The 12,651-nt window shown below is 65.6% G+C and carries 10 protein-coding genes; 7 read left to right on the top strand and 3 right to left on the bottom strand.

Annotated elements, in window-relative coordinates; translation table 11 throughout:
• The first annotated feature begins 170 nt into the window (after positions 1-170).
• From M2375_RS13080 to M2375_RS13055, 6 genes are all read left to right on the top strand, one after another.
• Complete coding sequence (locus tag M2375_RS13080; RefSeq protein WP_259168303.1) at positions 171-1,370, top strand: MFS transporter; 1,200 nt, start codon at positions 171-173, stop codon at positions 1,368-1,370.
• 191 nt (positions 1,371-1,561) lie between these two features.
• Positions 1,562-2,167 carry a single-stranded DNA-binding protein gene (ssb, locus tag M2375_RS13075; RefSeq protein WP_259167786.1) on the top strand — a complete coding sequence of 202 codons (606 nt, stop codon included), beginning with the start codon at positions 1,562-1,564 and terminating at the stop codon, positions 2,165-2,167.
• A gap of 122 nt (positions 2,168-2,289) precedes the next feature.
• Positions 2,290-3,027 carry a transporter substrate-binding domain-containing protein gene (locus M2375_RS13070; protein WP_259167785.1) on the top strand — a complete coding sequence of 246 codons (738 nt, stop codon included), beginning with the start codon at positions 2,290-2,292 and terminating at the stop codon, positions 3,025-3,027.
• Positions 3,024-3,503 carry a YbaK/prolyl-tRNA synthetase associated domain-containing protein gene (locus M2375_RS13065; RefSeq protein WP_259167783.1) on the top strand — a complete coding sequence of 160 codons (480 nt, stop codon included), beginning with the start codon at positions 3,024-3,026 and terminating at the stop codon, positions 3,501-3,503. The genes M2375_RS13070 and M2375_RS13065 overlap by 4 nt, the downstream gene beginning before the upstream one ends.
• A 42-nt stretch (positions 3,504-3,545) precedes the next feature.
• Positions 3,546-5,060: a rhomboid family intramembrane serine protease gene (locus M2375_RS13060; RefSeq protein WP_259167781.1), complete on the top strand. Its 1,515-nt coding sequence runs from the start codon at positions 3,546-3,548 to the stop codon at positions 5,058-5,060.
• A 136-nt stretch (positions 5,061-5,196) separates the two neighbouring features.
• Complete coding sequence (locus M2375_RS13055) at positions 5,197-6,537, top strand: hypothetical protein (RefSeq protein ID WP_259167780.1); 1,341 nt, start codon at positions 5,197-5,199, stop codon at positions 6,535-6,537.
• Between the two features lie 4 nt (positions 6,538-6,541).
• Here M2375_RS13055 and mnmA read toward each other — a convergent pair whose 3' ends face one another.
• From mnmA to M2375_RS13040, 3 genes are all read right to left on the bottom strand, one after another.
• On the bottom strand, positions 6,542-7,669 hold the full coding sequence (mnmA, locus tag M2375_RS13050; RefSeq protein ID WP_259167778.1) for a tRNA 2-thiouridine(34) synthase MnmA: 1,128 nt from the start codon (positions 7,667-7,669) through the stop codon (positions 6,542-6,544).
• Positions 7,670-7,753: 84 nt separating this feature from the next.
• On the bottom strand, positions 7,754-10,222 hold the full coding sequence (locus M2375_RS13045; protein WP_259167776.1) for a penicillin acylase family protein: 2,469 nt from the start codon (positions 10,220-10,222) through the stop codon (positions 7,754-7,756).
• Positions 10,223-10,410: 188 nt separating this feature from the next.
• Entirely contained in the window at positions 10,411-10,914 is a 504-nt protein-coding gene (locus M2375_RS13040; protein WP_259167773.1) for an NUDIX hydrolase, read from the bottom strand.
• Positions 10,915-11,029: 115 nt separating this feature from the next.
• On the opposite strand from M2375_RS13040, the gene M2375_RS13035 reads away from it, so the two are divergent.
• Positions 11,030-12,472: an aminopeptidase P N-terminal domain-containing protein gene (locus M2375_RS13035; RefSeq protein ID WP_259168301.1), complete on the top strand. Its 1,443-nt coding sequence runs from the start codon at positions 11,030-11,032 to the stop codon at positions 12,470-12,472.
• The last annotated feature ends 179 nt before the right edge of the window (positions 12,473-12,651 follow it).

Here is a 12,651-nt window from a genome sequence, read left to right as displayed (position 1 = left end):
TTAAGAGCAAGCCCCCATGCGGAGATTCCGTCTGCCAGCAGGGCTTGCGGCAGCGCCCTACACTTGCCGCTGGCGATCATCGCCTCCGGGCCGCAGATGCGGCTGCCTGTTTCCTGCTTGCCTGCGTATCGCCCTTGTCTCTCACCTCCGCCTCTTCCTCCTCCACGGCCATGTCGCCGGCAGAGCGCCGCTCCAGCTTCAGCCTGGCGCTGATCTTTGCCTTGCGCATGCTGGGCCTGTTTCTGGTGCTACCGGTGTTTGCGCTGGAGGCCCACAAGTACCCGGGCGGCGATGACCCGGCGCTGGTGGGGCTGGCCATGGGCGTCTATGGCCTCACCCAGGCCCTGTTTCAGCTGCCGCTGGGCATGGCATCGGACCGCTTTGGCCGCAAAAAGGTCATTGTGCTGGGCCTGCTGGTGTTTGCGGCTGGCAGCCTGGTAGCGGGGATGGCCGGCAACCTGCACACCCTGTTGCTGGGCCGGGCGCTGCAAGGCGCGGGGGCCGTCTCGGCGGCGGTTACCGCGCTGCTGGCCGACCAAACCCGCGACGAGGTACGTACCAAGGCCATGGCGCTGGTCGGTGCCAGCATTGGCCTGATGTTTGCGCTGGCGCTGGTGCTCAGCCCTCTGCTGGTGGTGCACATCGGCCTGAGCGGCCTGTTTTTGATGACCTGTGGCCTGGCCCTGGGCGGTATCGCCGTGGTGCTGTGGGTGGTACCACCCGAGCCCCTGCAGCACCGGGGCGGCGCGCGCGGCGGCCTGCGCGAGGTGTTCCGCCATGCGGACCTGGTGCGGCTGAATGCCGGCGTCTTTGTGCTGCATACCGTGCAGATGTCGATGTGGGTCGCGGTGCCGGCCATGCTGGTCGCTGCCGGTCTGCCCAAGGATGGGCACTGGCAGGTCTACCTGCCGGCGGTGCTGCTGTCCTTTGTGCTGATGGGCGGGCTGTTTGCGCTGGAGCGGCGCGGTTACCTGCGCGGCGCCTTGCTGGGCTCGATTGCGCTGGTGGCCCTGGTGCAAATCGCGCTGGGCCTGGTCGCCACCTCGGGCCATGCGCCCACGCTGTGGCTGATGGGCGTGCTGCTGTTTGTGTTTTTCTGCGGCTTCAATGCGCTGGAGGCGACCCAGCCCAGCCTGGTCTCGCGCATGGCGCCCGCGTCACTGCGCGGTGCGGCCTTGGGCAGCTACAACACCTTGCAGTCGCTGGGCCTGTTTGCCGGTGGCGCGCTGGGCGGTGCCTTGATCCGCTGGGGCAGCGTGGCGGATTTGTTCATCGCCACCAGCGCCCTGGCGCTGCTGTGGCTGGTGCTGACCTGGCCGCTGCAACCGCTGGGCCGCACCGTTGCTGGTGCTGGCGCTGCACAAAAGTAAGCGCTGGCTGGGGCGGGCCGGCCGGTGTCCCCCCTTGCTGGACGCTCTGCGCTCACCTGCCGAGAAACTCTTGGCCGCTTTGGGGTAGGATACGCCCCTGAATCACAGTGATGGGCGCTTTGAAGGCTGCAATGCCTGCAACACTGCCAACGCATAGTAGGCGCCCATTTTTCAAAGGAAATACCTGAACCATGGCATCCGTCAACAAAGTCATCATCGTCGGCAATCTCGGCCGCGACCCTGAAATCCGCACCTTCCCCTCGGGCGACCAGGTGGCCAACGTCACCATCGCCACCACCGACCGCTGGCGCGACAAGAACAGTGGCGAGAACAAGGAAGCCACTGAATGGCATCGCGTCGTGTTCAATGGCCGTCTGGCTGAAATCGTCGGCCAGTACCTGCGCAAGGGCAGCCAGGTCTATGTAGAAGGCAGCCTGCGCACCCGCAAGTGGACCGACCAGGCCACCGGCCAGGAGCGCTATGCCACCGAAATCCGTGCCGACTCCATGCAGATGCTCGGCAGCCGCCAAGGCCAGGGTGGCCCAGGCGGCCAAGGCGGTGGTGATGACTACGGCTATGGCGACAGCGGCTATGGTGACCAGGGCGGTGGCGCTGCAGGTGGTGGTGGCGGGGCACCCGCCAGTAACTTCCAGCGCCGTGCCCCGGCACCGGCCATGGCCCCAGCAGCCGCACCACGCCAGGCACCGCCCCCCCGTCCAGCACCGGCACCCATGCCAGCGCCCGCACCGCGCGCTGCCTCGGGCTTTGATGACATGGACGACGATATTCCGTTCTAATCCGCACAAGGGCCACAGGCTCTTTGCTGGAACCAGGCCCGCGCTTCTCCGAAGTGTCGGGCCTTTTTTGTGGGCGCGGGCTGGCTCGCTGCCTCGCTTCCCTCCCTTGTGAAAGCTCAGACATGACCGACCTCAGCGCTATCGCCTCCCTCATCGCCCCTACCGGACGCCTGCGCGCGGCCATCAATGTGGGCAACCCCGTGCTGGCGCACAGGCTGGCCGATGGCTCGGCTGCTGGCGTCTCCATCGACTTGGCGGAGCGTATGGCGGCCCAGCTGGGGCTGCCGCTGGATCTGCAGCTGTTTGAGGCGGCCGCGCATTCGGTCGATGCCGTCACCCAGGGCCAGGCCGATGTCGGCTTTTTTGCCGTGGACCCGGTGCGGGGGGCGGGCATTGGTTTTTCTGCGCCCTATGTGCTGATCGAGGGCGCCTACATGGTGCGCAGCGATTCAGCGCTGACCGACAACGCCCAGGTGGATGTGGCCGCGCATGAGGTGGTGGTGGGCCAGGGCAGTGCCTATGACTTGTACCTGAGCCGGGCGCTGCAGCACGCCCGTATCTTGCGCGCGCCGACCTCGCCGGCGGTGGTGGATGTGTTCTTGCAGCCCAGCGGCGATGTGGCTGCGGGCGTCAAGGTGCAGCTGCAGGCGGCGGTCGCCAGCCTGCCTGGTCTGCGCCTGCTGCCAGGGCATTTCATGCTGATCCAGCAGGCCATGGGCCTGCCCAAGAGCCGGGGCGATGCCGCTATCCAATGGCTGGCGGGCTTTGTCGAAGACGCCAAGGCCAGCGGCTTTGTGGCCCAGGCGCTGGCGCAACACCAGGTGCAAGGCGCGGTGGTGGCACCCGGGTCGCAGCGATGAGCGTGTTTGCGCATCTGCAGCAGCTGCTGGATAGCGAAGGTGCACGCTTTCGGGTGCTGGAGCATCCAGCCGAGGGCAAATCAGACGAGGTGGCGCGCATACGCGGCACCACGCCGAGCCAGGGCGCCAAGGCCATGCTGTGCAAAACCCGCAATGCCGAGCACTGGGTGCTGGCCGTGTTGCCGGGCGACCAGAAGCTGGACTTTCGCCTGCTGGCGGCCGCGCTGGGCCTGCCCAAGATGACGATGGCCAGCGCGCAAGAGGCCAGCGAACTGACCGGTTGTGTGATCGGCGCCATCCCGCCGTTCAGCCCCGGCACGCAGGTGGCCTTGGTGGTGGACCCCGACCTGGTGGAGCGCCATGCCGAGATAGCGTTCAATGCCGGGCGGCTGGACCGCTCGATGGTGCTCAACGCGCAGGACTATGTGCGCATTGCCCAGCCGGCGCTGCACCGTATCTCTGCGGCAGCCGCTTAAAAACCAACACCGCGCCAGCAGGGCCACTGCACAATAGGCGCCATGTTCATCGCCATCCCTCTGGAAAACAAGCCCTCCTGGCAGTCGCCGCCCTGGATGACCGTGCTGTTGATCGTGATCAACTGCCTGGTGTTCTGGGTCTGGCAAGGCGGTGAGGAGCGGGGCGCAGAGCGTGCAGCCAAAGCCTATGCGCATACGGCGCTGCCGGCGATCGAGGTACCGGCCTTTGTGACCTACCTGGAGGCGCAAAGCCGCAAGCCGGACAGCCGCATCAAGCCGCCGATGCTGCGCATGGTGCGGGCCCTGCAAAAAAACCAGGACTACGCGCAGCTCTACCTGCTGATGCAGCAGGAGGGGCGTTTTCGCCGCCAGCTGCTGGCCGGTGAGGTGATCCAACCGGGCGATGCCCTGCATGCCGAATGGCAGGCCGCCCGCGCGCGCTTTGCGCCGCTGGAGCCCAAGCCCTTTACCGCGCGCTGGGCCCTGAGCTACGAGGCGGGTGCCGGCCTGCAGCCAGTGCAGGCCTTTACCTCGACCTTTCTGCACGGCAGCACCGGCCACCTGCTGGGCAATATGGTGTTTCTGTTTTTGTTCGGCTTTACGTTGGAGATGGCTTTGGGTGCCGGGTTGTACCTGTGCTTCTATGTGGTCTCGGGTATTTGCGCCTCGCTGTTTGCGGGGCTGTTCTATGCCGGCACGGGCAGCTATGGTCTAGGGGCATCGGGTGCTATTGCCGGGTTGATGGCCATGTATGTGGTGCTCTACCGCATGCGGCGCATCCGCTTTTTCTACATGTTTGCGTTCTACTTCAACTACGCCACCTGGCCGGCCTTGGTGGTGCTGCCGGTGTGGATGGGCTTTGAGCTGGGCCAGCATTTTTTGGGGCAGCAGGGCGTGGCCTATATGGCGCACTTTGGGGGCTTGCTGGCCGGTGGCCTGCTGATGGCGCTGTACCTGCAGCTGCGGCGCCAGGAATCGGTGGTCGAGGTAGCAGCGCGTGACAAGCAGCAGGCCCAGGCGCACAGCGATGCGCTGGCCGCTGCCATGCAGCGGGCGCAAAAGCACACCGACGCGCTGGCCTTTGAGCTGGCGGCCCCCGCCTGGCGCCAGGCGGCCAAGCTGGCACCGACCGATGCCGGCATCCTGCGCGCCTGGTTGGAGAGCGCCCGCCATGCGCCGGGCAGCGAAGATTTCCACCGCGCGGCCCGGGCCATCTTCAAGCTGCCGGCGCACGGCCAGGCCGAGCGCCAGCTGCAGCACCACAGCTGGCAAACCTATACGGCTCGTGCACGCCCCGGCCCGCGCATCAGCGACAACAGCTTGCACGCGCTGGCGCGCAGCTTTGTGCGCCTGGGCGAATGGGACGATGCCCAAAAAATCTGCCAGCAGCTGGAGAGCGCTGCCGACCATCCGCACTGGCCCGCCACCTTGGCGCTGGTGGCCAATGGCCTGGCCAAGGCCGGGCGGTTGGACGACGCCCGGCGCTGGCTGCCGGCGCTGCAGCGTGCCGCGCCGCAAGAGCCAGTGACGCGTTGGCTGAGCCAGGCGAGCGCCTGAAGTCCCTCGTTGGGGACGCGCAGCCGGGGGGCGCGTAGCCGCCTTCTGCGTCAGCTCCGTGTAAAGTTTTCGTGAAGCTATGCCTTATGATCGCTCGCAAGCTGCGGCGCTAGGACTGCAGACAGAAAGGCTGGCCATGGGGTCATTGCGTTCACAACAGCAAGACGACGACGTCGATAGCGCCCAATGGGTGATCCCGCCTTTCTGGCGCAAGCTCAACAGCTTTTTTCTGTTCCCGCTGCAGCGCAAGCCTTTGCTGTATGCGCTCGTGCTGTCGCTGTGCGCCTATATGCTGCTGTGGGGCCTGTTGATCGGTGTGGCGGTCGCCATCGGTCTGCTGCTGGCCATCAGCCGCCATGCGTTCAAGATTGCGGCCTATGCCTCGCATGGCGTGCTGGACAGCAACGACTACGACGACTACCCCTGTGATGCCGACCTCAAGGTGCTGCCCTGGAAGTTCTTTGGCGTGCTGCTGGTGCATGGCTTTCTGATCGGCATGCTGGCCCGGGTCAGCCCGGGGCTCGCGGCCTTGGGCGATTTGCTCTCGTCCTTCTTGATTCCGGCCACCTTGATGGTGCTCATCACCACGGGCAGCCTGCGCGCGGCCATCAACCCCTTCATGCTGCTGGGCACCATGGCGGCGATCGGGCTGCCCTATGGCCTGCTGTGCCTGTTTTTGTTCCTGCTGATGCAAGGCGTGCCGATGGCCTTTGGGCTGTTGGTGACGGTGATGCCCCAGGCGCTGCTGGCACCCTTGCTGGCCTTTGTGGTGATCTACTTCAATGGCGTGATCGCCGCGATGATCGGCTATGTGATGTACCAGAACCATGCGGCGCTCGGCATCACCCCGGACAAGGGGCCGCAGGCCGAGGCCGGCGCGCCGGTGTTGGACCCGCAAACCGCGCTGGCCCAGCGCCGCGATGCCCAGGTGGCCAAGCTGGTGCAAGACGGTGACATGCAGGCCGCCCTGGCCGAAGCCCGCGAATGGCAGCGCAGCGAGCCCGATAGCCTGGCTGACCAGCGCCGCTACCACCGCGTGCTCAAGCTCAGTGACAAGGGCGACGAGCTGGCACGCCATGCCCAGTCGTATATTGCGTTGCTGCTGCAAAAGCAGCGCAGCAGCGATGCGCTGGAAGTCTGGGGCAGTTGCTACAAACGCGACAAGGGCTTTCGGCTGAACGAAGCCAGCCCTAGCTTGGCGCTGGCGCAGACGGCCTGGAAACGCATGCAACTGCCGCACGCCCTGGCCTTGCTCCATGGCTTCGAAAAAACCTATGCCGGCAGCGAGCTGGTGCCGCAGGCGCTGGAGCTGACGGTGCGCGTGCTCAAGCAAGGCGCCAACAAGCCGGACCAGGCGGTGCGGGTGTTTATGCGCATGAAGATCCGCTACCCCGCGCATGCCTCGACCCAGGAGGCCGCCTGGATCTTGCGCGATGAGCTGCCGGGGGCGTCCCAGGCACCTGGCGCGCCCGCCTGAGTATTTAAGCGACTGTTGAGGGCGCCACACTGGCAATGATGCCGCCGCCCAGGCAGACATCACCGTCATACAGCACGGCCGATTGGCCTGGTGTCACCGCCCATTGCGACTCGGGGAAGTCGAGGTGGAAGTGTTCTGGCGTCGCATCCGCGCCGATGATCGCGGGCGAATCGGGCTGGCGGTAGCGGGTTTTGGAGCCATAGGTGCCAGCAGCGGGCGGGTGGCCGGTCACCCAGCTGGTGTTGTCGGCATCCAGCGCTTGCGACAGCAGCCAGGGGTGGTCATGGCCTTGCACCACGCGCAGGATGTTCTTGTCCAGCTCCTTGCGGGCCACAAACCAGGGCGCATGCTCGCCTGCGCCGCGCGCCGCGCCTTTTTCCTTCACACCGCCAATGCCCAGGCCCGAGCGCTGGCCCAGGGTGTAGAACGACAGGCCCACATGCTTGCCCAGCTTGCGGTTGCGGTCGTCCAGCATCAGGCCCGGCTCCTTGCTGATGTAGCGGTTGAGAAAGTCGCGGAAAGGCCGCTCGCCGATAAAGCAGATGCCGGTCGAGTCCTTTTTCTTGGCATTGGGCAGGCCGATCTCTTCGGCAATGCGGCGCACCTCGGTTTTCCGCAGCTCGCCCACCGGGAAGAGGGCCTTGGACAGCTGGGCCTGGTTCAACCGGTGCAGAAAATAGCTTTGGTCCTTGGCCGGGTCCAGCCCCTTGAGCAGCTCAAAAAGCTGGGTATCGGGGTTCTGGCGCACGCGGGCGTAGTGGCCGGTGGCAATCTTTTCGGCACCCAGGCGCATGGCATGGTCCAAAAAGGCCTTGAACTTGATCTCGGCATTGCACAGTACATCGGGGTTGGGCGTGCGGCCGGCCTGGTATTCGCGCAAAAACTCGGCAAACACCCGGTCCTTGTAGTCGGCCGCAAAGTTGACGTGTTCGATCTCGACGCCCAGCACGTCGGCCACGGCTGCGGCATCGACAAAGTCGATGTTCGACGAGCAGTACTCGCTGTCGTCGTCATCTTCCCAGTTCTTCATGAAGATGCCGACGACCTCGTGCCCCTGCTTTTTGAGCAAATACGCGGTGACGGCCGAATCCACGCCGCCACTCAGCCCCACTACGATGCGCTGTTTAACCATGGGCGCAATTATCCGCCTGGCTGAGGGCGGCTGCTGCGCTAGGGCTATGCGGCGTGGTGCCTGCATAGCCTCCACGCGCAGGTCTTACTGGGGCGTCAGTGCAATGCGCTCACGGGTGGCCTTTTCCACCGCGCTGCGCGAGTAGGTCAGCGGAAAGTACTGGCCCGCCGCCCAGGTGTTGGCCAGGTCGCGGTAGTGCGGGCTGGCCGGGTTGCCCGATTGGCCGGGGGTGTTGACCACGCGCGAGGCATCCCAGTTGCCCACATCGACCACCATGCGGAAGGACGCGCCCGAGGTCAGCTGGTAGGTGTCCACGTTGTAGCTGGTGGCCATCGGCGTGGCCCAGGAGCCGCCAATACCGCCTACGCCGACATTGAGCTTTTGCTTCGTGGCGCCGTCCACCACGCCGGCCAGCGGGTGTACAAAGATCGCCTGGTGCAGGTCCCCCCAGGTCCAGCGCTTGGCATCGGCCCCCAGCTTGCCCTGCAGCCACTGCATGGCCGGGGCGATGGAAGACAGCAGCACCTGGTCGCGCTCGGCCGGGCTCATCCAGCCCTGGGGCTGCTCCAGCACGGTGATCATGCGGGTGGCGCTGGTCTCCTTGGCAAAGCGTCGCTCGTTGGTGGCCAGCACCTGGTCGGTCAGCGCTTTTTTCAGCGTCGCATTGCTCCAAACCTCATAGAGCGCAGCAGCTGCGCTGTCCTTGGCCATGGTGCCGTCCCAGCCCTGCAGCAGGGCCAGGCCCTGGGCGGTCTGGGCATCGCTGCTCTTGAGCGGTGCCAGCAGTTTGAGCAGGCGCTGGGCCGGCACGGCCACGATGTCGGTCTGCCAGGCTTCGGAATCGGCCACGCTGAGCTTTTTGCCGTCCTTGGCGGCCTTTTCAAACAGGCCATGCAGGCGCTGTGCGCGGGCCGCGTCGGACCATTCGTAGCCAATGCCCTTTTGGTAGAGCGGGTGGTCCGGCGGTACATTGTTTTCGTTGGCGGTCACCACATAGCCGCGCTGGGGGTTGAACTCCCAGGGCAGCTCATCGCCGTTGCGGTAGCCGGTCCATTCATAGCGGCCGTCACCGGGCACGGGGGTCAGCCCGTCCCAATTGGGGCGGATGGGGGTGAGCCCGCCGGGAATCCAGCCAATATTGCCGCTGCTGTCGGCATAGACCTGGTTCTCGCCCGGTGCACCCCAGCGGTTCATCGCCGCGCGGAACTGGTCAAAGTCCTGCGCCCGCATATAGTCCATCGAGCCGAAATAGGGCGCCATGCCCAGGTCCAGCCAGGCGGCGCGCAGCGCATAGGCCTTGTTGCCTTCAGCGGCCAGCACCGGCCCGTGGCGGGTGTACCAGTTCTCGACGATGACCGGCTGGGCAGCGCCCTTGACGGCAATGCTTTCCGTCACCCGGGTCATCGGCTCCCAGCGGCCCTGGTATTGGTACTCTTTGCTGTTTTGCGGGTTGGTTTCGTACACATACAGGTCTTCCTGGTCCATGTAGAAGCGCGTCAGGCCAAAGGCGATGCGGCCGTTGTGGCCGATGGAGATGCCGGGCAAAAACGGCTCGCCGGCGCCGATCACATCCATGCCGGGGGCGGAGATGTGCGAGATGTAGCGCAGGCTGGGCGCACCATGCGCGCGGTGCGGGTCGTTGGCCAGAATCGGCCGGCCCGTGGTGGTCATGCCCGGCGCAATCGTCCAGTTGTTGCTGCCGTAGCTGGCCAGGGTGTTGGCATCGGGCTGGTTCAAGGTGGATTCGGACAGCGCCAGCAGCTGCTCGGGCGCCATGTCCTGCAACGACACCTTGACGTTCTCCTTGGTGAAGCGCGGGCTGGCGGTGGCCAGTGCATAGGCGCGTTTCAGCTCCTTGCCGGGCAGGCCACACACCTCCAGCCCTGGCGGGATCTGCGGCTTCACATCGGGCACCAGCTCGCGGCGCAGCCAGTCCACGCGGGCGCCGTTGTGTTGGCCATCGCAAAAGGCCTGGGCGCGGTCCACCTCGCCGGTAAAGTTCAGGGTCAGGCCATGGTGGCGGATGCGCACCGTGTCTTCTGCGGCCCAGGGCGTGGGCTGGTAGCCCAGCAGCTTGAACTCTTCGGGCAGCAGGCGGGGGTCGGCCTGGGTCTGGGCCACAAAGGCGTTCACTCCGGCGACAAAGGCCTCGGCCACGCGCTTGGAGTCCGAGCCATAGGCCAGCCACTCGCGGTACATGTCACCCCTGAACAGCACGGCGCGCGCCGCCTTGTCGCTCTCGATCCAGGCCGGGCCAAAGTCCTGGGCCATCTGGCCCAGACCGCGCTTGCGCCACAGATCCATCTGCCAGAGCCGGTCGCGCGCGGCCATATAGCCTTGCACCACAAAGGCGTCATAGGTGGTGCCGGCGTAGATATGCGGCACGCCCCACTGGTCGATCAGCACCTCGGCGGGCTTTTCCAGCCCGGCAATCTTGGCGCTGCTTTGGCTGCTGGGCGGTGTGCCCAGCGAGCTGCAGCCCGCTGCGATCAGCGCAGCGGCCAGCGGCAAGGCCAGGCGTGTGGCAAGGCGGAAGGGGGCGCGGTGGGGCATGGCATGTCTCCTCGTTATGGTGTGAGGCGGACAATGCCATGCCTGTCTGCCCCGCGCAATCGCGTTGGCGCCAAGCCGTGTCACCCGTGCAAGCGCGGCGACCCTGCGTACACGGCGGGCCGCCAGAGTGCAGCAGGCGGACGAACCACCAAAAACAAAGCCCATGGGGTTGGCCATGGGCTTGTGGGCTATTCCAGCGGCTTCATGCCTTCCGGTTTCACCAGCACCGAGACATCGGTGTAGATCAGGTTCAGCGCAAAGCGCTGGCCGGCCAGGTAGTCGTCCAGCGACTGCAGCACCAGCGGGCTGCGCATCTGGTGGGCCTCGGCACGCATCTCTTCGGCCGTCATCCACACCGTGCGGCGTATGCCTTCATCGAGCGGCTGGTTTTCGTAGAAGGCGCCCACGGTGCCGGTAAAGGCAAAGCGCATATAGGTGGTGTCCGTTCCGCTTTTGGTGCGCACAAAGCGGTTCATGTAGATGCCCAGCAAGGCCGAGGGTTTGAAATCGAAGGCCGTCTCCTCCAGAACCTCGCGGACGCAGGCCTGGATGGGGGATTCGCCAGGGTCCAGATGGCCTGCCGGGTTGTTCAGGCGGATGCCGTCCGAGGTGTCTTCCTCTACCAGCAAAAATCGGCCGTCTCGCTCAATGACGGCGGCCACGGTGACGTTGGGTTTCCAGCGGTGGGGCATGCGGCATTATGTGCCAAGTCTCTGAAATCATAAAAAGAACCCCAGGCACCGACAAAGGCTTGCTGCCGTGGCTGCAATCCCCGGCGAGGGCAAAGCTCTGCAGTACGATAGCGGCATGCAAGCACCCGCCACCACCCCAGCCATTCCTGCACAGTCCGTCTATGCCGAGCGCCGCGCCCAGGTCGCGCGCCAGCTGGGCGAGGGCGGGATCGCCATCATCCCGACGGCGCCCGAGCACCCGCGCAACCGCGACAGTGACTTTTTGTACCGCCACGACAGCTATTTCTACTACCTGACGGGTTTTACCGAGCCCAATGCCAGCTTGGTCATCACGGCCGATGGCAAGACCACCCTGTTCTGTGCGCCCAAGGACCTGGCGCGCGAGATCTGGGATGGTTACCGCCTGGGGCCGGATGCGGCAGTGGCTGCGCTGGGCGTGAGCGAGGCCTATTCGGTGGCCGAGCTGGGTGCGCGCATGGCCAAGATGCTGGAGAACCGCAGCGTGGTCTGGTACCCGTTTGCGATCCACCCGGGGCTGGAGGGCACGGTGGCCCAATGGCTCAACGGCGTGCGCGCCCGCAGCCGCTATGGCGCCCTGGTGCCCGAGCAGCAGCGTGACCTGTGCAGCGTGCTCGATGAGATGCGTTTGTTCAAGGATGCGCATGAGGCGCCCATCCTGCGCCGGGCCGGCGCCATCAGCGCCCGCGCCCATATCCTGGCGATGCAGCGCTCGGCCCGCATGATCCGCGCCGGCAAGGACGTGCGCGAATACCACCTGGATGCCGAGCTGCTCCAGGCCTTTCGCGAGTATGGCTCGCAGTACCCGGCCTACGGCTCCATCGTCGCCGCCGGTGCCAATGCCTGTGTGCTGCACTACCGTGCCGATGCCGCGCCCATCCGCAGCGGCGATCTGGTGCTGATCGATGCCGGCTGCGAGCTCGATGGCTATGCCAGCGACATCACCCGCACATTTCCGGCCAACGGCAAGTTCAGCGGCCCGCAGCGCGATCTGTACGACCTGGTGCTCGCCAGCCAGGACGCGGCCATTGCGCTGGCCCGGCCCGGCAAGCGCTTCAACGACATGCATGACGCCACCGTCGCCGTGCTGGCCGAGGGCATGCTTGACCTGGGCCTGCTCGACAAGAACAAGGTGGGCGGCGTGCAGGATGTCATCGACAAGCGCAGCTACTTCCAGTTCTACATGCACCGCACCGGCCACTGGATGGGCATGGACGTGCATGACTGCGGCAGCTATGTCGAGCCCAGCGAAGTGGGCCAGACCAGCGAGCGGCGCGATCCGCTCTCGGGCGAGCTGATCCTCAACCGCCCCAGCCGCATTCTGCGCCCCGGCATGCTGACCACCATCGAGCCGGGCATCTATGTGCGGCCGGCTGATGGCGTGCCCGAAGCCTTCCACAACATCGGCATCCGCATCGAAGACGATGCCCTGATCACCGAAGACGGTTGCGAACTGCTGACCCGGGGCGTGCCGGTGAAGGCCGATGAAATTGAGGCCTTGATGCGCGATGGCGCGGCCCGGCCCGCTGATCTGGCCTGATACCAGCGACTGCCTCCTGACAGTACACCTGCCCGGCCCCCGTGCCGCGCAGGTGTTTTTTCTGGGCCGTGCAATTGTGCAAACGCACATCGAATGAAACCGCGCTGTAACTCGCCGTGCACGTTTCTCATGTCAGAATGGAACTGAATTACATCGGGTCGGCCTCTGGTGACGGAGCC

The organism is Comamonas sp. BIGb0152, assembly GCF_024809975.1.
Classification (GTDB): domain Bacteria; phylum Pseudomonadota; class Gammaproteobacteria; order Burkholderiales; family Burkholderiaceae_C; genus Comamonas.
This window is presented reverse-complemented; position numbering and strand designations above follow the sequence as displayed.

Excerpts from the sequence above, each read along its gene's own strand:
- M2375_RS13080 (WP_259168303.1), top strand. The coding sequence starts at position 171 with ATGTCGCCGGCAGAGCGCCGCTCCAGCTTCAGCCTGGCGCTGATCTTT.
- ssb (WP_259167786.1), top strand. The coding sequence starts at position 1,562 with ATGGCATCCGTCAACAAAGTCATCATCGTCGGCAATCTCGGCCGCGAC.
- M2375_RS13070 (WP_259167785.1), top strand. The coding sequence starts at position 2,290 with ATGACCGACCTCAGCGCTATCGCCTCCCTCATCGCCCCTACCGGACGC.
- M2375_RS13065 (WP_259167783.1), top strand. The coding sequence starts at position 3,024 with ATGAGCGTGTTTGCGCATCTGCAGCAGCTGCTGGATAGCGAAGGTGCA.
- M2375_RS13060 (WP_259167781.1), top strand. The coding sequence starts at position 3,546 with ATGTTCATCGCCATCCCTCTGGAAAACAAGCCCTCCTGGCAGTCGCCG.
- M2375_RS13055 (WP_259167780.1), top strand. The coding sequence starts at position 5,197 with ATGGGGTCATTGCGTTCACAACAGCAAGACGACGACGTCGATAGCGCC.
- mnmA (WP_259167778.1), bottom strand. The coding sequence starts at position 7,669 with ATGGTTAAACAGCGCATCGTAGTGGGGCTGAGTGGCGGCGTGGATTCG.
- M2375_RS13045 (WP_259167776.1), bottom strand. The coding sequence starts at position 10,222 with ATGCCCCACCGCGCCCCCTTCCGCCTTGCCACACGCCTGGCCTTGCCG.
- M2375_RS13040 (WP_259167773.1), bottom strand. The coding sequence starts at position 10,914 with ATGCCCCACCGCTGGAAACCCAACGTCACCGTGGCCGCCGTCATTGAG.
- M2375_RS13035 (WP_259168301.1), top strand. The coding sequence starts at position 11,030 with ATGCAAGCACCCGCCACCACCCCAGCCATTCCTGCACAGTCCGTCTAT.